The 19,465-nt window shown below is 62.9% G+C and carries 17 protein-coding genes and 1 tRNA gene; 15 read left to right on the top strand and 3 right to left on the bottom strand.

The annotated features are described in order from the left end of the window. Positions 1 to 3: 3 nt before the first annotated feature. Positions 4 to 924 carry a LysR substrate-binding domain-containing protein gene (locus A6I89_RS16320; protein WP_022597942.1) on the bottom strand — a complete coding sequence of 307 codons (921 nt, stop codon included), beginning with the start codon at positions 922 to 924 and terminating at the stop codon, positions 4 to 6. 93 nt (positions 925 to 1,017) lie between these two features. On the opposite strand from A6I89_RS16320, the gene mqo reads away from it, so the two are divergent. From mqo to A6I89_RS16305, 3 genes are all read left to right on the top strand, one after another. Continuing rightward, entirely contained in the window at positions 1,018 to 2,436 is a 1,419-nt protein-coding gene (gene mqo / locus A6I89_RS16315; RefSeq protein WP_022597940.1) for a malate dehydrogenase (quinone), read from the top strand. Between the two features lie 74 nt (positions 2,437 to 2,510). Then, positions 2,511 to 3,026 (top strand): putative immunity protein, encoded by a 516-nt coding sequence (locus tag A6I89_RS16310; protein WP_022597938.1) that lies wholly within the window; start codon positions 2,511 to 2,513, stop codon positions 3,024 to 3,026. A 149-nt stretch (positions 3,027 to 3,175) separates the two neighbouring features. Further along, a complete protein-coding gene (locus A6I89_RS16305; RefSeq protein WP_022597936.1) occupies positions 3,176 to 3,973 on the top strand; it encodes a hypothetical protein in 798 nt (265 codons plus the stop codon). Positions 3,974 to 4,046: 73 nt separating this feature from the next. Here A6I89_RS16305 and A6I89_RS16300 read toward each other — a convergent pair whose 3' ends face one another. Continuing rightward, positions 4,047 to 4,439: a hypothetical protein gene (locus tag A6I89_RS16300; protein WP_044991447.1), complete on the bottom strand. Its 393-nt coding sequence runs from the start codon at positions 4,437 to 4,439 to the stop codon at positions 4,047 to 4,049. A gap of 322 nt (positions 4,440 to 4,761) precedes the next feature. Between A6I89_RS16300 and A6I89_RS16295 the strand changes: the two genes are divergently transcribed. Next, positions 4,762 to 5,427, top strand: a complete 666-nt coding sequence (locus A6I89_RS16295) for a DUF6891 domain-containing protein (RefSeq protein ID WP_022597932.1) — start codon at positions 4,762 to 4,764, stop codon at positions 5,425 to 5,427. A 107-nt stretch (positions 5,428 to 5,534) separates the two neighbouring features. Here the strand turns inward: A6I89_RS16295 and A6I89_RS16290 are convergent. Further along, a tRNA-Gly gene (locus A6I89_RS16290) sits at positions 5,535 to 5,608 on the bottom strand. Between the two features lie 159 nt (positions 5,609 to 5,767). Between A6I89_RS16290 and dcd the strand changes: the two genes are divergently transcribed. The 11 genes from dcd to A6I89_RS16240 all read left to right on the top strand — a co-directional run bounded on the left by dcd (position 5,768) and on the right by A6I89_RS16240 (position 19,417). Beyond that, positions 5,768 to 6,355: a dCTP deaminase gene (gene dcd, locus A6I89_RS16285; protein ID WP_022597930.1), complete on the top strand. Its 588-nt coding sequence runs from the start codon at positions 5,768 to 5,770 to the stop codon at positions 6,353 to 6,355. 754 nt (positions 6,356 to 7,109) lie between these two features. Further along, on the top strand, positions 7,110 to 8,669 hold the full coding sequence (locus A6I89_RS16280; RefSeq protein WP_080668434.1) for a sugar transferase: 1,560 nt from the start codon (positions 7,110 to 7,112) through the stop codon (positions 8,667 to 8,669). Between the two features lie 95 nt (positions 8,670 to 8,764). Beyond that, complete coding sequence (locus tag A6I89_RS16275; protein WP_022597926.1) at positions 8,765 to 10,093, top strand: UDP-glucose dehydrogenase family protein; 1,329 nt, start codon at positions 8,765 to 8,767, stop codon at positions 10,091 to 10,093. Positions 10,094 to 10,247: 154 nt separating this feature from the next. Next, positions 10,248 to 11,117 carry a glycosyltransferase gene (locus tag A6I89_RS16270; RefSeq protein WP_139811872.1) on the top strand — a complete coding sequence of 290 codons (870 nt, stop codon included), beginning with the start codon at positions 10,248 to 10,250 and terminating at the stop codon, positions 11,115 to 11,117. Next, entirely contained in the window at positions 11,114 to 12,277 is a 1,164-nt protein-coding gene (locus A6I89_RS16265) for a glycosyltransferase (RefSeq protein ID WP_084967894.1), read from the top strand. Before A6I89_RS16270 ends, A6I89_RS16265 begins: the two co-directional genes overlap by 4 nt. Further along, positions 12,270 to 13,745 carry a lipopolysaccharide biosynthesis protein gene (locus A6I89_RS16260; protein WP_022597920.1) on the top strand — a complete coding sequence of 492 codons (1,476 nt, stop codon included), beginning with the start codon at positions 12,270 to 12,272 and terminating at the stop codon, positions 13,743 to 13,745. The genes A6I89_RS16265 and A6I89_RS16260 overlap by 8 nt, the downstream gene beginning before the upstream one ends. A gap of 37 nt (positions 13,746 to 13,782) precedes the next feature. Further along, the gene (locus A6I89_RS24680; RefSeq protein ID WP_157349034.1) at positions 13,783 to 13,935 is read left to right on the top strand and encodes a hypothetical protein; all 153 of its coding nucleotides are present in this window, start codon (positions 13,783 to 13,785) and stop codon (positions 13,933 to 13,935) included. Continuing rightward, positions 13,932 to 15,104 carry a glycosyltransferase gene (locus A6I89_RS16255; RefSeq protein ID WP_080668431.1) on the top strand — a complete coding sequence of 391 codons (1,173 nt, stop codon included), beginning with the start codon at positions 13,932 to 13,934 and terminating at the stop codon, positions 15,102 to 15,104. The genes A6I89_RS24680 and A6I89_RS16255 overlap by 4 nt, the downstream gene beginning before the upstream one ends. A gap of 21 nt (positions 15,105 to 15,125) precedes the next feature. After that, positions 15,126 to 16,487, top strand: coding sequence for a hypothetical protein (locus A6I89_RS16250; protein ID WP_139811871.1), 1,362 nt, complete (start codon positions 15,126 to 15,128; stop codon positions 16,485 to 16,487). A 3-nt stretch (positions 16,488 to 16,490) separates the two neighbouring features. After that, the gene (locus A6I89_RS16245) at positions 16,491 to 17,291 is read left to right on the top strand and encodes a polysaccharide pyruvyl transferase family protein (RefSeq protein WP_139811870.1); all 801 of its coding nucleotides are present in this window, start codon (positions 16,491 to 16,493) and stop codon (positions 17,289 to 17,291) included. Positions 17,292 to 17,419: 128 nt separating this feature from the next. Next, positions 17,420 to 19,417, top strand: a complete 1,998-nt coding sequence (locus tag A6I89_RS16240; protein WP_022597916.1) for an acyltransferase family protein — start codon at positions 17,420 to 17,422, stop codon at positions 19,415 to 19,417. Positions 19,418 to 19,465: the final 48 nt, after the last annotated feature.

Genomic DNA, 19,465 nt, shown 5'->3' with positions numbered 1-19,465 from the left:
GGTTCAACGCGACGGGAGCGTGCCGGTGAGGTAGTCCGAGCCATGATCGGTGATGTGTTCCCGGAGGCGCGCAACGGGTCCCGTGTGCCGGACGTTTCCGGTCACCAGGCCGATCGTGCGTGCTCCGACACCGGCGAGCGGGACGGCGACCAGATCCGGATGCGGTGTTTCGGCGTCGGGCAGCACGGCGACGCCGAGATCCTGTGCGACCAGGGCACGGATCGTCTCGAACTCGCCGATCTCAAACACGACCTGGGGCTCGAATCCGGCCTCGGCGCAACATGAATCGAGATAGCGACGCAGGTGGAACGACCGTGGGCTGGCGATGAACTGCTCGGATTCCAGCTCGTGGAGGTCGACCCGCGACCGCCCGGCCAGCCGGTGGCCGGGTGCAAGGTGTAGCAGCAACCGCTGGTGACCCAGGACCGTCACTGGGAGATCGTGGGGCGGTGGGATGACGACCGCCAGATCGAGTCGGCCGTCGCGCACCATCGCGGTGAGTGCCTCGCCGTGTGCCTGCACGAGGTGAAGGCGGATCCGCGGTGCGGCCCGGTGGAACTCGGCTAGCAGGGACGGGATGCTCACGGGCCCGAGCGTGAGTGGGAATCCGAAGCGCACCAGGCCGCTGTCGGGATCTGCATGGCCACGTACAGCGCTGATGGCGTCGTCCAGGGTCCACACCAGGTCACGGGTCCGCGCATGGAGTTCACGACCGGCGGGGGTCAATGCGACGCGGCGTCCGACGGGCTGGAACAGGGCAACGCCGACGATCTGCTCCAGGGACTTCAGTCTCCGGCTCACCGATGACTGCGGTACTCCGAGCGACTCTGCTGCGCGGGTGATGTGGCCCTCGCGCGCGGCGGCGTCGAAGGCCGCGAGTAGAGGGGCGGCAGCCGCCGCTTCGTCCCCGATGAACCGTTCCATATTCGGATCATAGTGCGGTGTTCTACTCATTGGACGGATGAATGTGATGCGGGGACCCTGGGATCGAACGCCCCGACGAGGAAGGTGGGTCCGATGCGCGGCAAGGGATCGGCAAGTGCGGGAGAAACAGTCGACGTCGTCCTGATCGGCGGCGGCATCATGTCGGCGACGCTTGGTGCCCTGATCGCCAAGCTGCAACCCGATTGGTCGATCATTGTGCTCGAGCGGCTCGATGCGCTGGCGGAGGAGAGTTCGGGTTCGTGGAACAACGCCGGCACCGGGCATGCGGGCCTGTGCGAACTCAACTACATGCCCGACCCGGAAGATCCGAGCAGAGCGGAGGAAATCGCGCGGCAGTTTCAACTCTCTCGCCAGCTTTGGGCGTCGCTTGTCGATTCCGGTGACATCCCGGTCGCGGCGTCCTTCGTCAACCCGACGCCGCACATGGACGTCGTGTTCGGCGATCGTGACGTGGCCTACCTGCGGCGCAGGTTCGCCACTCTGCGACGTCTGCCGTTGTTCTCCGCGATGGAGTTCAGCGAGGACCCCGACGTGATCCGTGAGTGGGCGCCACTGGTGATGGGTGGGCGGGACCGGTCCGTGCCGATGGCCGCGACACGCTACGAAGGAGCATCCGATGTGGATTTCGGCGCGCTGACCAAGACCTTGATCGGTGTGCCCGCCGCGCACGGCGCCGACGTTCGATTAGGTCACGAGGTGACTCGGCTGCGGCGGACAGTCGACGGTCGGTGGACGGTTACGGGGCGGAAACGTGTTGGGGGACAGCGGTTCGAGATCTCGGCACGATTCGTGTTCGTGGGTGCCGGAGGGTGTGCGCTCAAACTGCTTCAGAGGGCTCGAATCCCGGAGGTGCGCGGCTATGCGGTGTTCCCCATCGGGGCACAGTTCCTACGGACGGCGGCCCCCGGCGTCGTCGCCAAGCACGATGCGAAGGTGTACGGCCAGTCCGCCGTTGGTGCTCCGCCGATGTCGGTGCCTCATCTGGACCGACGTGTCGTCGACGGTAAGCCGGCGTTGATGTTCGGGCCCTACGCGACCTTCAGCACCAGGTTGCTCAAACGCGGGCGACTGTCTGATCTGTTCACCACGATCCGGCCCCACAACGTCGCGCCTCTGTTGGCCGTCGGCATCCGGAACCTGTCGTTGGTTCGCTACCTGATCGGTGAGCTGACGGCGTCGAAGAAGCAGAAGTTCGCTCAGTTGCAGCGGTTCTATCCCGAGGTGAACCTTGCCGATTGGGAGCTGGTGCAGGCGGGACAGCGTGCCCAGCTGATAAGACCCCATCCGCGCAAGCTCGGCGTCCTGACCTTCGGGACCGAGATCGTCACCGGCGCAGAAGGGTCCATCGCAGGCCTACTCGGAGCATCGCCGGGTGCATCCATTGCGCCGGCGGTCATGATCGAGCTTCTCGGCACCTGTTTTCCGGAACGTCGTGAAATCTGGGATCCGATCCTGCGCGAACTCGTGCCGGGTGTCGTCGAAATGCACTAGCCGTCGATCGGCAGCCCACACCGAGTCGGGAGCGGTATGTTCGCCCCGAGCGTGCGCGGAAGGAGCGCGGATCGATGATTCTCCCGAAGATCCGGGACCCCCGTCTCGTGACGATCCGCCGCGGCGGAACTCTGACCGATGCGGATCACCACCTCCTGGCGCTGTGGTCGGCGTTGTGCGCGGAGCATGTCCTGGACCTGTTCGAGGCGGCCCGACCGGACGACCCGCGGCCCCGGCAGGCGATCGAGGCGGCCCGGGCGTGGGTGCGCGGCGAGATGACGATGATGCAGGCTCGCGCTGCGGGCGGTCACGCGATGGGCGCGGCCCGGGACCTGCGCGGGGCGCCCCGTCATGCCGCCTACGCCGCCGGCCAGGCGGGAGCGGTGGCCCACGTGGCCGCCCACGATCTGGGTGCGGCCGCGTACGCGATCAAGGCCGCCCGCGCCGCCGCACCGGACGGTGCGGCCGAGGCGGCAGGCCGACGCGAATGCCGGTGGCAGCGCGACCAGCTTCCGGACCCGATTCGCGAGCTCGTCATCGACGACCAGCGGGTGCGGAACGACATCTGCTGGTCGGTGTTCGACTGCTGAGGGCGGCGCGACGCCCGCAGCCGGACGCGCATGGGGGGCGCTCACCACCCCTCGGGGGGCTATCCGCAGGTAGGGGGCCCGACGGACGCTGGATGCCGGAACTCGACGACATGTCGAGAGAGGCTCCTCGACCGAAAGGACCCGCCCTCATGCCACGCATTCTCGGTATCTCCGTCCCCACCGTCGTCGCCGACCTGCACGAGCACGGACCTCCGACCGCCGCCGAACCCGTCGGGACGACCACACGTCACCACTGGACCTTCGCCCGGATCGGGTTGTACCTGCTGCTCGCGTCGCTGCCGCTGCTCGCGATCTCCGCGCAGGTGTTCGGCGTCGTGTCGATGAACGCCACGGGTGCGCTGGTGATCATTCCGCTCGCGGCCGTCCTCGTCGTAGCGTGCGTCATCGCCCCGCACCCGATCGACCGCATCGTCGGGCACGGACTGGGTTGGGGGATGTTCGCGTGCCTGGTCTACGACGTCTTCCGGCTCGACACCGTGTACCTGCTCGGTCTGTGGGACGACTTCATCCCGAAGATGGGCACCTGGCTCCACTCGGGCACGGACACCCAGACGGGCGCGATCGTCGGCTACCTGTGGCGCTACTTCGGCGACGGCGGCGGCATCGGCATCGCCTTCTTCCTCATCGCCCTCGCGCTCGGACTGCAGCACCGGTCCCGCCGCACCGTCCTGGCCGCGTTCGTCACCGGCGCGGTCTTCCCGGTCTGGGCCGGGCTCATCGGAACGGTCGCCCTGTCGCCGAGCGGGGAACACGACATGTTCCCCCTCACGACGAGGACGGTCACGCTGTCGCTGATCGGGCACCTGATCTTCGGGCTGGTGTTGGGGCTCGGCTTCCTGCGGGCGCGGTCCACCCTCGGTCGGCATTGGCCGTGGCCGCCGCTGCTGGCGGGGCGGTCGGCCGGCACCGACGGATCGGATCGGTAGTTCCGAGAGCGGGAGGGGCAGAGCATGTGTGCTCTGCCCCTCCCGTCGCGGTGCGACCGATCCTCGGTGCCTGTCAGGGAACGACGATGTCCGTCGAGACCGGGATACTCGGATGGTCGGTCCGCATGGTGAGGCGCACCCGGCCCGGACCGGTGTCCACCTGAACGAACGCCGGGCTGGTGCTGTTGTTGCTCGCCGGTACGTACCGACTCACCGTGCCCGAGCGGCCGGTGTCGAAGTTCTGCCAGTCGACGATGGCGGTCACGTCGCAGGCGAGAGTGGTCGACGCCCACTCGCCCAGCGGCGAGAAGCCCTGCGCGATGCGGAGTTCGACGGAGTGCACGGCACCCGGCGCGGAGGAGTACTCCCACAACGGGCCGTCGAACGCATTGCCCGAGGCTGTCAGCATGCCGGCGCACAATCCGTCGCCGAGGGTCCAGACCGGGGCCATCCCGACGTCGGTCATCGCGCACGTCCGTGGTCCCACATTCGACCATCCGAGCATGCACGGATCGGCGGCACTGGCCACGCCCGGCGCCGCGACGAACATTGCAGCGCCGAGGGTCCCGGCGGCTGCGGCTGAAACGAGTCGATGTGAAGTTTTCATGCCCGGAACATCGTGCCGTGTGCCGTTTTCATTACCCCGAGCGCAGATTCGTCGTACCCGGGTGCGAACGACAGTCGCGGGCCGCAGGCATCCGCCTGCGCGTCCGACCCCGGACACCCGCTCGGTAGGCTCTCGCCAGCGGGTGCTCTGCCCGGTTCCGCTTTTGTCTGGAGGTAGCGCAGTGAGTGCGTGGTCCGACCCGAACGCGTTCCCGCCGTACGCAGTTCTACCCGATCTCCCGCTCGACGAGGACGAGCGCACCGATCTCTGCCGGGACATCTGGAGCCTGTTAATCACCGGGCGTGGCGATGTCGACGACTTCATCGATTTCCACGGCGACGACTACGAACTCACCGAGGAACAGCTCGAGTCGGCGTTCGAGGCGCTGCGCACGGCTCGCTTGCGTCAGCAGGCGGAGATCGGAACCCGCACGTCGCGCACGGCCGCCGCTTTCGCGGAGCTCAACGCCAACGGTGTGGTGGCACGCGCCGACTTCACCTGCTGCGGGACTTGTGCGTCCGGTGAGATCTGGGACGAGCGCGACGACACCCGTCACTGGGCGGGGTACGTGTACTTCCACCAGCAGGACACCGCCCGCCTGGTGGAGGACGGCTGCACCCACATCGGTTACGGCGCGTTTCCGCCCGAGACCTTCGACCAGGCCGCCTACGACGCGCTCAGCGAGAAGGCGAAGGAAGCCCTCTACTCGGCCGATGTGACGCGCCTACTCGACGACGCCGTCTTCCCTGTGCTGCGTCGCCACGGCATCGAGCCACAGTGGAACCGGGACCTGGGTACGCGGGTTTTGCTGAAGAACGCCGACTGGTACGCCCCCATCGAGGAATAGCGGCCCCGTCCCCGCCGCCACTTTTAATTCTCTGCCGGCGGACGTTGCTGCGAGCGAATAGAACAAAACGCCCTGACCGCGTGATCGGCGGGACAGGGCGCTCGGTGTGGAGCCGATGACGGGAATCGAACCCGCGTATTCAGCTTGGGAAGCTGATGTTCTACCATTGAACTACATCGGCGAGCAGGGCTTTTGCCGAGATCTGGCGATTCGGACCCTGCAAGCGGCAACTGTAGCAGAACCTCACACGGGCGTGTTCGCCCCTTCGGTGGCTTGCTGGTTGTGAGTCGGAATGCGAGGTCCGCGCCGATCACTCTCATCGTCCCGGTAGCCTCGTGCTGTGCTGCTCTCTGATCGTGACATCCGCGCCGAGGTTTCATCCGGACGACTCGGGATCGACCCGTTCGTTTCCGAGATGGTGCAGCCCTCGAGCGTGGACGTACGGCTCGACAGCCTGTTCCGCGTCTTCGACAACACGAAGTACACCCACATCGACCCGGCGCTGCAGCAGGACGAACTGACGTCACTCGTCGAGCCGGCCGCGGGGGAGCCGTTCGTGCTTCACCCCGGCGAGTTCGTTCTCGGTTCGACGCTCGAGGTGTGCACGCTTCCCGACGACCTGGCCGGTCGCCTCGAAGGCAAGTCGAGCCTCGGCAGGTTGGGCCTGCTCACCCATTCCACTGCCGGTTTCATCGATCCTGGCTTCAGCGGGCACATCACACTCGAACTGTCCAACGTCGCCAACCTGCCCATCACGTTGTGGCCCGGGATGAAGATCGGTCAGCTCTGTCTGCTGCGGCTCACCAGCGCCGCCGAGAATCCCTACGGCAGTTCGGCTGTTGGATCCAAGTATCAGGGGCAGCGCGGCCCGACGCCGTCGCGCGCATACCTGAACTTCCCCACGCATCCCGGTCGACGCGCCAACTGAGCGGGTCGGTGAGCATTCGCGGGCGAGCTCCGTTGTCATAGTTTAAGTTTCAGGTATCGGCCGCTGCGGTCGATCCGCGGGTTCGGTGACCGGTCGGTCAACCAAGTCCGCTCTTGTGTTTTCCGTCACATTGACAGGTGTCCAGAAGTGGTCTCCGCCTGCGGAGATTCTGGAACTCTGTGCATCGATTCAGACGGCTGCGGGCCTAGTCGAAGGTCCCGTCAGGTGTGCGCTCGGCGGTTCCGGTAGTGCGTTCTCGGTAGTGGGCGACGGTGGATCAGGCACCGAGTGCGGATGGTCGCCGCAGGTCGGTCTGGTTACTCAGTAGTAGTACTGCCGTACCTGTTTTCTTAAAAGGTCAGCCTCCCCGTTATTTTCGGGCGGGGCCTAGTGCTCTTTCCGAGGGTCATTGTGGACGTTTGTCCAATCCGCGTCGTCGTCGAACCGGACGAACGCCCAACTTCCGGACCAGGCTCGTTCGACTTTTGGCGGGCACCAGGGCGTGTTAGAACGTTTGCGTACAGCGGACGGTGCAAAGCGATCTCGCACCTGATGCGCATCTGTTCCGGGGATGAATTCACTGCCTTCCCAGCCTCGCTCGGAGTCTGGTGGTGGAGGCATCCACCGGTGTCGTCGCCTTCGGGCGCCGGGCCGGGGGGACCGGAACGGATGAGTCGGGTTAGCGGTTCGACTTCGGTTGGACGCGGGCCCGAGTTCGACAACGTATCGACCCGTCGGGGGTCATTTCGTGTGAATGGTCGATGGAGGTGAAGGCGTGACGGCTTCGCGTTACCTGGAAACAGGTGCCGGGCTGGAAGCGGGGGACGAGTCGTCCTCTCAGCTTCGCTTGGTGGATGAAGTTTCTCCCCAACATAATTCGCGGAGCAAGTGGGAGCACTGCTACGTCAGTCGTCTGCGGATCATCGATGCGGTGGTCGTCGCGGGTGCGGTCGCCGCCGCTCAGGTCGTGCGCTTCGGGACCGAGGCGCAGTCGGTCGCGACGAACACCATCTCGGGTTTCAGCTACACCATGATGTCCGTCGCGCTGGCGGGGCTGTGGATCGCGATGCTGGTCATCCACCGCACTCGGTCGACCCGAGTCATCGGTGCCGGCGCCGAGGAATACCGGCGGATCGGTGTTGCCACCTTCCAACTGTTCGGCCTCATCGCGATGATCAGCCTGCTGTTCCGTATCGACATCGCGCGTGGTTACCTGGCGATCGCTTTCCCGGTCGGATTGGTCGGCCTCATGCTTGGCCGGTGGTCCATGCGCAAGGTCGTCACCCACAAGCGGCGCCAGGGCGACTGCCACACATCGGTGCTCGTCGTAGGTAACCGTGAGTCGGTGCTGACGATGACACGCAACTTCGAGCGTGACTCGGCTTCCGGGTACCGCGTCGTCGGAGTCTGTGTGCCGGGTTACGGACACCGCGAGGAAGAGCACGTTGTCGTCGACGGCCGCGCGATCCCGGTGCTCGGCAACGAGTACTCCGTGGTGGACGCGCTGCGTTCGTGTGGCGCCGACACCGTCGTGGTAACTGCTACCGAGCAGTTGGGGCACGACGGAATCCGTGGCCTCGTATGGGATCTGGAACCGCTCAATGTCGATCTCGTCGTCGCACCCGGTGTCGTCGATGTCGCCGGCCCGCGCCTCGTGATGCGCCCCGTTGCCGGATTCCCGCTGATCCACGTCGAGAAGCCGCGTTACCACGGCGCGAAGCGCTTCGGTAAGACCGCCTTCGACATGTGCTTCGCCCTCGCAGCTCTGATCGCGCTCTCTCCTGTCATGCTGATCGCCGCGATCGCGGTCAAGACCACGAGCAAGGGCCCGGTCCTCTACAAGTCCGAGCGAATGGGCATCAACGGCCGACCGTTCCCGATGCTGAAGTTCCGCACCATGGTCGACGGCGCCGACAAGCAGGTCTCGGCTCTGCTCGGCCAGAACGAAGGCGCGGGGGTCCTGTTCAAAATGAAGGACGACCCTCGGATCACCCCCGTCGGAAAGTTCCTGCGCAAGTATAGCCTCGACGAGCTTCCCCAGTTCGTGAACGTCCTGCGGCGTGAGATGAGTGTCGTCGGCCCCCGGCCTCCGTTGCGCCGCGAGGTGGAAGCCTACGACGGCACCGTCCGTCGGCGGATGCTCGTCAAGCCAGGCCTCACCGGACTGTGGCAGGTAAGCGGCCGCAGCGATCTGTCTTGGGATGAGACCGTGCGACTCGACCTTTCGTACGTCGAGAACTGGTCGATGATGCAGGACGTCCTGATCGTCGGCAAGACGGTCCGTGCCGTAACGGCGGGCAGCGGAGCTTACTGACAGCTTCGGCCCGAACGACCACTGGAAGGCGAACTGCTTCTGCGTCGGAAGCAGTACTTCGTCGACCCCACTCTACGAGGATTGAGGAAGATCAAATGGGCACTCCCATGGCGGTATTCGGCACCGGCTACCTTGGCGCAACCCACGCCGCGTGCATGGCGGAGCTTGGGCACCAGGTTCTCGGAGTGGACGTCGACGAATCGAAGTTGGCAAAGCTCGAGGCCGGTGAGGTTCCCTTCTACGAGCCCGGGCTCGAAGAAGTTCTCAAGCGGAACCTCGAGGCGGGACGACTTCGCTTCACCTCCAGTTACGAGGAGGCCGCGGAGTTCGCCGATGTTCATTTCATCGGCGTCGGAACCCCGCAGAAGAAGGGCGAGTTCGCGGCAGACCTGTCATATGTCGACGCGGTGATCGACAGGTTGGCGCCCCTTCTGAAGCGCCCGGCGGTCATCTTCGGTAAGTCGACGGTTCCCGTCGGAACGGCAGCTCGTCTCGGCCATCGAGCGCGTGCATTGGCGCCGGCCGGCGTCGACGTGGAGGTGGCCTGGAATCCTGAGTTCCTTCGCGAGGGATTTGCGGTGCAGGACACTCTGCATCCCGACCGCCTCGTACTGGGCCTCGATCGTGACCGGCCCGGACGGGCCGAGGAAGTCGCCCGCGAGATCTATGCTCAGCTTCTCGACGAGCGTATTCCCTTCCTGGTGACCGACCTCGCGACTGCAGAACTGGTCAAGACTTCCGCCAATGCCTTCCTTGCCACGAAGATCTCCTTCATCAATGCGATGGCAGAGGTCTGTGAAGCTGTCGATGCTGATGTCACCGTCCTCGCGGACGCGATCGGCCACGATGCCCGTATCGGTCGTAGGTTCCTCAATGCCGGGCTGGGTTTTGGCGGGGGATGCCTCCCCAAGGACATCCGCGCCTTCATGGCTCGCGCAGGCGAACTCGGAGCGGATCATGCGTTGACCTTCCTTCGGGAGGTGGATGCGGTGAACATGCGCCGGCGCACCCGGATGGTTGAGATGGCTCGCGAGGCCTGTGGCGGAACGCTTCTGGGGACGCGTGTCGCTATCCTCGGCGCGGCGTTCAAACCGGAATCCGACGACGTGCGAGACTCTCCCGCGCTCAACGTCGCGGGACAGATCCAGCTCCAGGGCGCGACCGTCACGGTCTACGACCCGAAGGCCATCGAGAACTCCCGACGAATCTTCCCCACGCTCAACTACGCCGCAGACGTGAACGAGGCCGTTGAGGGAGCTGATGTCATCTTGGTGCTCACCGAGTGGAAGCAATTCTGTGAGCTGAAGCCTGCCCGACTGGGCAAGCTCGTGCGCCAGAAGACGATCATCGATGGGCGAAATTGCCTGCAGCCGAGCATGTGGCGAGATGCCGGCTGGAGCTACCGGGGAATGGGGCGGAGCTGACTGTCGGACAGTCGTCCCAGTGCTGGGACTGACGACCAATTCGCATCGCTGACGAGGAGACCTTGTGACCGGTAAGCATCCACTCGCTGAGCTCGTTCCACACCAAGCGCGTGTGTTGTGGGTGGCGTCTTCGGGCGGTCATTTCGCTCAGCTCATGCGCATAGCGAACGCCGCTGACGCGGCACCCGAATCTGATTGGGTGACGTTCGAGAATCCTCAGACATTGGGCGCGCTCGAAGGAAAGCGTGCGCACTTCGTCGACTACGTGGCACCGCGGGATGTCCGGAATGCCGCGAAGGCGGCACGGTGGGCGGCCGGTCACTTGAGGAACGAAAAGTACGACCTGTGCATCAGCACTGGTGCTGCGCTTGCAGTTTCAGTCCTCCCGATCGCCGCTTCACGCGGCATCGATACCGTCTACGTGGAGAGTATCTCGCGGGTGGACGGTCCATCGCTCAGCGGGAAGCTGCTACGCCGCGTTCCGCGTATCCGCACTTACACCCAGCACGAAAGGTGGTCGTCGGAGAAGTGGCAGTGGAAGGGCTCAATCCTCGACAGCTGGGCCGCTGAAGAGCGGCGGACGCGGCGCGAGCCCCGGCGCTTCTTCGTGACCCTCGGGACGATTCGACCGTATCGGTTCGACCGAGCGATCGACGCTATCCTCGCCGTCCTGGAGCCGGGCGACGAAGTGACGTGGCAAGTGGGATGTAGTGAGCGTGACGACCTGCCCGGCTCGGTTCACCGGGAGCTGACTCCCGCTGACTTCCGCAAACTAGCGGAGGAGTCCGATGTGACAATCACGCACGCCGGAGTCGGGAGCATTCTGGAACTCCTCGACATGGGTATTTCCCCGGCCATCGTCGTCCGATCTCAAGCCCATGCGGAACATGTCGACGATCACCAGCGGCAGATCGCCGAAGCCATGACGTCTCGCGGCCTCGCCTTCGAGTTGGACTTGGCGCGGCCGTCCCGTGAGACGTTCGTCCGTTCCGCCTCGTGCGGTGCCGTCACTGTACCGGCGTGAACGGCGAGAAGTCTGGTTCTGTGTGGAGCAGCGACAACAACATGGAAAAGCTTGCCACCGTCGATTCATGCGTGTCCGCTGCGGAACAAATTAATGGGAGCGTCAGCATGACCGAAACTGAATTCCGACCGAAAATTTCGGTCCTGCATTCATTGCGGAAGCCGGACGGCACGACAGGCTACGTCGACCACATGATCGAGAGCGCCCCGGCCGGGCTCGAGGTCTTGCCGATGTCGTGGAAGACCGCACTGATCGGAAAGTACGATGTCTTCCACATTCATTGGCCCGAGTACCTGGTCCGAGCGAAAACGGTTCCAGCCCGGGTGGCCAAGAAGATCCTGTTCGTCGCCCTGGTGGCTCGGCTCCGAATGACGCGTACGCCGATCGTCCGGACAGCGCACAACATCGAACCCCATGAGACAGGTAGCTCGATAGAGGCCGCTCTGCTGCGGTGGTGTGATCGAAAGACGGATCACTTCATCTGCCTCAACGTCACGACACAGGTGCCGGAGGGAAAACCACATTCGGTAATTCTCCACGGCCACTACCGTGATCGGCCCGACTACCAGAGCACATCCCCGTCCGAACCGAATCGGCTGCTGTACTTTGGGCTCATTCGTCCCTACAAGGGCATCGAGGATCTCATTTCCGCTTTCGGCTCGCTCGGTGCGGACGACTTGAACCTGCGCATCGTTGGCAAGCCTCAAAGCGACGAATTGGCAAATGAAATCCGCTCACTGTGCTGCGACAACCCTTCGATCTCGACCAAGCTTGCGTACGTGCCAGATTCGGAGCTGGCAGAAGAAATTGCGCGTTCGGCCCTCGTCGTCCTCCCCTATCGGGAAATGCACAACTCGGGTTCCGTGATCCTCGCCCTGTCGATGAATCGTCCGGTGCTGGTCCCTGATACCCCCGCAAACCGGGCCCTGAGAGATGAGGTCGGTCCCGGCTGGATCTACCTGTACGACGATCCCGTCATCGACGCGGCCACGCTCAGGCAGGCGCTCGACATGGTGGCGACCGATGATCGCCCCTCCAGTCCCGACCTTTCGGCACGAGACTGGGATCGAATAGGCGAGAAGCACTACGCTGCATACGCCGAACTACTCGGCATACCGGTAACGGCCGAGACACGTGGAACGGTCGACTGCGGTGGCTGAGAGTCTTGTCGAGTCGAAGAGTCGACTCGGGTCTGTTGCAGCGCGAGGTGCGGCAGTCACGCTTGTCGGGCAGGTTGCCAAGTTTGTCATCCAGTTCGGCGGGATCCTCATTCTCGCCCGGTTGCTGACACCGGAGGCGTTCGGACTGGTCGCCATGGTTACAGCAATCGTGGGCGTCGGTGAAGTCCTGCGCGACTTCGGACTTTCCTCGGCGGCAATCCAGGCGAAGTCGCTGACGCAAGGTCAGCGCAGCAACTTGTTCTGGATCAATACCTCCATCGGCGGCCTACTCGCTGTCGGGTTCGCCGCGTCGGCGCCGCTCATTGCAGGCCTGTACAACGACGACCGACTGGTGGCTGTGACGCGGGTTCTGGCCATTACCTTCCTCATGAATGGATTGACCACTCAGTTTCGCGCTCACCTGAGCAGAGAAATGCGTTTCGGCCAATTGGCGGTCGCGGATGTTCTGGCCCAATCCGCCGGCCTGGGCGTAGGAATTGCCCTCGCTTCCAATGGTTTCGGCTATTGGTCCATTGTTTGGCAACAGATTGTTCAGTCGGGATTGACCCTGGTTCTTACCGCCGCATTCTCTCGCTGGGTCCCGAGTCTGCCGGCGCGTGGCGAATCGATGAGGGGGTTGATGTCGTTCGGCTGGAACTTGATGGCAACCCAACTGCTGCAGTATCTCAGCAAGAACATCGACTCCGTGCTGGTCGGTAGCCGGTACGGTGCAACGGATCTCGGGTACTACAATCGCGCAACCCAGATTGTCAACGGCCCGCTGAACCAAATCAATGTGCCGGCGACAACGGTGGCCCTACCGATCTTGTCCCGTCTCCAGGACGATAAGCCGCGATATGATCGCTTCATTCTTCGCGGACAGACGACGCTGATGAGTGTCGTGGTAGCGGGCTTCCTATTCTTGGCCAGTCAGGCCGACGCCTTCGTCGAAGTGCTCCTTGGCAACAACTGGTTGGCGTCGACTGAGATCTTCCGGCTTATCGCGATCGGCGCGGCGTTCCAAGGCGCCAGCTATGCAACGTACTGGGTGTTCCTGTCCAAAGGCCTCACTAGGTCCATGCTCAGGTACGCGGTGGTGGCAAGGACATTGTCCATCTCGTTGTTGGTCGGTGGCGCATTTATTGGAGTAACCGCCGTCGCCGGGGCGTTTGCGCTGGGAGTTGCGCTGACGTGGCCGCTCGGCATCTTCTGGATCTCTCGAATTTCGGATGCTCCGGCTCGAAAAATGTTCATCAGTGGACTTCGAACCTTGGGGCTCTACGGGGCCAGTGCGCTCGTCGCGTACTGGATGGGACGCTACGTGGGTTTCGGAGGGCTTGGTCAGATCGCCGCGGGGGGACTCGCGATGGTTGCGGTGCTGGTTGCCGCCGCAGCGCTATTTCCTACCTATCGCCAGGATGTGCGGGACATTCGAGGTGTGGTCGAGCTCGTGAGGTCCAAGGTATGAGTGCGCGTCGATATTCTGGACCTTCAAGGAGGCGACGTTGAGCGTCCATTCCTTTAGTGGCCGAGCAGATTTTATCAAACCGACCAGTAAAAGTCTCCAGGTTCGGAAGGACGAACCGATCGACTTCGTCAATATTTCGCATAATCCGACGATGGACGCCGACAATGATGCAGCGCAGGTGAAAAAATGACGAAACTTCAGGTCCACTACCTCGTGGGGGGCTTCCGGATTTCGCTCGGTGCCGAGTCGGCCACACCGGGCCCCCGCACGCATATTGTCAACTTCGTTCGCGGGTTGGACGAGAATGGCTGTACAACCAGGATATTCCTTGCATCGGGATTTCCTTTCATGAAGAGATTCGCTCAGATCAAGCAGACCGACTATGCCAAGGCGAGTGAGTCGAAGGTTTGGCTCGCGGACGCAGTGAGACTGGCTGCTGCGGTGTGGTGCGGGCTCAATGTGTTCTGTCGGTCGTTGGTTGCACCTCGACCTGAAATCATTTATGAGCGGCTTGCGGTGCTGCAGTCTCTTACCAGCTTCCATTTCGGAAAGCGCCAGGCGGTGCGAATCGTCGAGGCGAATGGCGTACTCTCGCGTGAGACCGCGCGCGATCGTAATGTTCTCAAAGCGGAGCGTCTGGCGGCTTATCTCGAGCGGCGTGTGCTCCGCCGCGCCGACATCGTTGTGGCCGTGAGCCAGAACTTGGCTGACGAGCTGGTCAAGTTTGCGTCCATAGAACCCGACAAGATCATCGTTATTCCGAACGGTGTGCGGGCCGACCTGGCCGAGTATCCGCGGAAGCCGGATTCGGTACGAGTTATCGGATTCGTCGGATCGGTCGTCAAGTGGCACCGTCTTGACGAGATCATCGAGTCGATCGCCGCAGTGGCGAACAGGCGAGGAACCGACCTGCGATTCGAAATTGTCGGGGACGGCGCCGATCTGCCGAATCTGCGTGCGATGGTCGAACGGGAGGGCCTGTCGGACCTCGTTCGCTTCAGGGGGCGTGTGGCACCCTCCGATGCGTTCGACATCATGACGGGCTGGGACATCGGTATTGCCAGCCACCAAAAGTCCTCCAGCGACACGATGTATCACAGTCCACTCAAACTTTACGAGTACACAGCGCTGGGCATGAGTGTGCTCTGCACGGATTCGCAGGACGCTCGTGCGATCGCTCGATCGGGAGCGGATGTTCGGATTTTCTCCGGAAAGGAGGACTTCGAGAGGCTGCTCGACACGGTGCTCAGCGAGGAGCGGCGGAGCAATTCCGAGATCGAGGAGAGTCGGCAGTCGGTGGTGCGGGATCATTCGTGGCGCACGCGCGCGGCGCAGGTGCTCGCGGCCGCGGCACGTTGACTCGATGGGGTGGTGGATGTCGTGAGCGTTAACACTATGTCGAACGGGCAAGCGATTCTGTCTGCGGAGCAGCGCGTCGACGACGAGTTCCGGCCGCGCTCGTCCGCAGCTGTTGGTCTGTTGCTCGGGCTCGCCGCGGCCACACCCGGCGTTGCCTCGCTCGTGCCGTCACTGGGGATTCGGCCCTGGCACGTTTTCGTGCTAGTCGCGCTGGTCATCACGGTCGTCGATGCCCCCGATCAGCGTCTACGGCGTCTCCGTGTGACAGCGCTGGACATCTCGGTTCTCGTCTACGCTTCGGCCTTCCTGCTGGTGGAGTACTTCAACGCTGGTGATCTCGGCTTCCGCCTCGAGCCTGCTGCGGCCCTCAGTCCGTTCCTCATGTTGGCCGGGTTCTACTCGGCGCGTTTGGCTGTCAGCAGCCTTTCGTCGGCAAGGACTCTTCTAATCGCGTTCGGACTTCCGGCTGTTCCAATCGCACTGATATCGGCTCTGCAGATCTGGTCACCGTCTGTGAACGAAGTGCTCCTGCGTATCGCGCCGAGTTCGGGGCTGGAGGGTCGACTCGTTGACGGCCGGCTGATTCGGGCGACCGGATTCGTCGGGCACTGGACCGGCCTGGGGTTCTACTTCTGCGTGGTACTGGCGGCGGCTTGTACCGCGCTCGTCTTGTTCTTGCGTGCCGGCCGGAGGCCGCCTGTGTCTGTCCAGTGCATTCTTGCAGCCTCTGCGCTCGGTGCGGTGTCCTCGCTGACGATCTCGGTAGTCGCCACGGCGTTGGTCGTCGGCGTTGCAACAGTTTTCGCGGTTGGGGCCAAGGTCGGTCGAATTGCTGCGTTGGTCGCTTTGTGCGGCCTTCTGTACTTCCAGTTCGGCGAGCAGTTGAGTGATCGAGTCGACCAGCAGACAACACGCTTCAGCTCGGTGTACGTGCCGTCCTGGGTGCCGAACACGATCGCATACCGGTGGGAGATATGGGTCGAGCAGACAATTCCCGCTATCGAGGAACGAATGTTGACGGGGTGGGGCACGAACATCTACTCGAGTGCGACCAGGGCCGATCGGCCGTCGATCTTGCGGTGGACATCTCCGGAGTCTCAATGGTTCGGTAGCGCAGTGGCATCCGGCGTAGTCGTTACTGCGCTTCTGGCCTTGGCACTGCTCGTCGCACTGCGAATGATCTCTCGCGGCGCCTGCGAGGCGGGCGGGCGATGGCGTATTCCGATGGTCGCGCTTCTGGTCAGCGCGATCACAGCTTCGTTGACTGTCCCCGTATTCACCAACCGAGGTTTGCCGATCGGGATCTGGATCCTGTTCGGAGTGGTCGTTGCAGTGGGAGCTGTGTGCTCGAAGGAAGACAGTTCCGATTTTTCGAAGGGGTAGACGTTGTCTGTAGAGGTTGTGAACTGGAACCCCAGGAAGCGGAGAATGAAGGGGATTCTCGGTCGACTCCTTCCGAAGCTCCCTCCCGTAAACAATTTTGGTGATCTCCTCGGCCCTCGGATCGTCGACGAGATTCTGGCTGAGAGAGCCGTCGATCCCGCCGGCAACGGTATCGATCGACGACTCTTGGCGGTTGGTTCGATCCTTCATTTCGCTCGCCCCGGGGACGTGGTCTGGGGATCTGGAGTGAATGGGAAGAGTCTTCACTTGCGACACGACGTTGCAGACGTAGATGTGCGCGCGGTGAGAGGGCCGCTCACCGCTGAATTCCTTAGGAAACGGGGTGTTCACGTGCCCCCGATCTACGGTGACCCGGGGCTCCTCGTCGCCCGGTTCTGGCCGCGAGAAAGCTTCGTCGGCTCCATGGCACCCGTGCCGCTGACCGTTATACCAAATCTGAACGATGTGATGCGCTACCAATCACATCCGGGTTTCTGGCACCCTTGCAGTCCCCTGCTCGAGACGATCGCACGGATCGCCACGAGTGACTTCGTGGTTGGCAGCTCGCTTCACGCGATGGTTCTTGCGGACTCGTTCGGTGTGCCTTCCCGCCTCATCTCTTCCGAGCACGAACCCTCGTTCAAGTACGAGGACTACTACCGCGGCAGTGGGCGGGAGGGTTTCTCGGCTGCGCGCTCCATCGAGGATGCCGTTCGCATGGGCGGTGAGACGCCGCTTGCTTGGTCGGAGGACGAACTGCTCGCCGCATTCCCATGGGATTTGTGGACTGTCAATGCGGTGTAACAGCGCGGCGCTGGGGGGGCCAGGTCGGGGCCAGTCTTGAAGGCTCAGGAGCCCCAACCGGGCGCGGGACACCGAATAGATACGCCGCCCTGTTTGTGGAATTTAGCTGAACATTCTCGAGGAGTGTAATGAAGAACGCCGCGGCCATTAGTGGGAAATTCAGGCCAGACATTCAAGGAATGCGTGCTGTTGCGATTCTTCTGGTGCTGGTCTACCATGCGGGCGCAACGTTCATTCCCGGTGGTTACGTGGGAGTCGACGTATTCTTCGTCATATCGGGCTACTTGATAACGAGCCACCTGATCGGCGAACTCGAGAAGCGCGGAACCATACAATTGGGTTCGTTCTGGGCGCGACGTATGCGCAGGTTGCTTCCAGCGTCGCTCCTCGTCCTCGTCGCGACGCTCATCCTCGCTCGTGTGATGCTCCCACCCCTCGCTATGGGCGAGGTCTCTCTCGACGCTGCCTTTACGGCGACCTACCTGGCTAATATGTGGTTCGCGTATACGGGGACTGATTATCTCGCCAACGCGGATCCTTCGGTGTTTCAGCACTATTGGTCACTCGCGCTCGAAGAGCAATTCTATCTGGTGTGGCCACTTATTTTGATTGTTCTCGTCAGATTCTTTAAATCTAGAAGTTCCTTGTTGATCGCACTCGGTGTGATCGTCTCGGCCTCCTTTGTTTTCGGTCTCGCCATGACATCGATCAGTCAGCCGATCGCGTTCTTCACCCTGCCGGCGCGAGCATGGGAATTGGGTATCGGGGGGCTTGTTGCTTTGGCTGCGATGTACGCAGGTCGATTGTCGCCCCGCTTTGCTGCGGTCGTCGGCTGGGTTGGGCTCGCGATGGTGTTGGCGGCAGCCGTCGTCTACACAAAGGAGACGGTATTTCCGGGGTATGCGGCAGTGCTTCCGACGCTCGGTGCTGCAATGATGATCTTCGGCGGGGCTACCAGGGCTTCCACGGGTCCTGTTGCTCTCCTACAACTCCAGCCATTCCAGTTCTTCGGGACCATATCCTATTCCCTGTACCTGTGGCATTGGCCGCTTCTCGTGATCCCCGCAATGTACCGAGCAGAACTCTCGGTGATGGAACGAGCAGGTCTGGTTGTGGTGGCTGTGTTGCTGGCCTGGCTAACCGAGCGTTACGTCGAAAAGCCATTCCGCAGTGGTCGGTGGCTCACGTCGACGAACGCTCGCACCTACCTCACCGCCGCGGCTGCCACTGTCACCGCGATCGCGTTGTCACTGGCGTCCGGTGTCACCCCGCGACTGACCTCGGATCGCACGGCAGGGCAGTGGACAGAGGGTGTACTCGCTACCGAGGTTGCGGACCCGGGATTCGTCCCCTCCAATCTCCGTCCCGCGCTAAAGGACACGCTCGATAGTGTGCCCCCCATCTATGCAGATGGCTGCCACGTGGGCTTCTCGGTCACCGAGCCGCAAGATTGCTCATACGGTGCTAAGGAGTTCGGAAGAACTATCGTTCTTTTTGGTGATTCTCATGCGGCCCAATGGTTTCCTGCACTCGAGGCGATCGCGCTCCAATCCGGATCTCGACTTGTCTCCTTCACGAAGTCGTCCTGCCCGGCAGCGGACATTACGACCTGGAACTCGAACCTTCAGCAGCCGTACACCGCGTGTGATGTTTGGCGCGAAAAAGTGCTCAATAGGATTGTTGCCCTTGACCCGGATCTGATTGTCATGTCCGACTATCGAAAGCAGCGTCCCGCTCAGGCCGGCGATGCCTCGTCCCTGTGGGCAGAAGGAATCGAGACCACTGTTCGGCGCCTCACGTCCACGGCGGACGTGGTCGTTGTAGGAGACGGGCCGACATTTCCCGTCGAACCAGCGGTATGTCTGTCCGCGCACCTCGAGGCGACTGCGGAATGTGCGGAACCCATCGAGAATGTCGTGGATCTTGTCGCATTGGATGAAGTGCGGAAAGCGACCGTTACGGCCGGCGGGCGCTTCATCGATACCAGGGAATGGTACTGCCCAGCAGGATTGTGCTCCGTTGTGAGGGGCGATGTCGCAATGTACCGCGACAACCATCACATCACGGTCGAAGCGTCGCAGGCAATGTCCGCCAGCTTGTACTCCGCGCTCGAGATCGACCACTGACAACAGCGAGCTTCGTGCCGAGGGTGCATCGCTTCGGCATACTCGGCG

The organism is Prescottella equi (assembly GCF_002094305.1).
GTDB lineage: Bacteria > Actinomycetota > Actinomycetes > Mycobacteriales > Mycobacteriaceae > Prescottella > Prescottella equi.
This window is presented reverse-complemented; position numbering and strand designations above follow the sequence as displayed.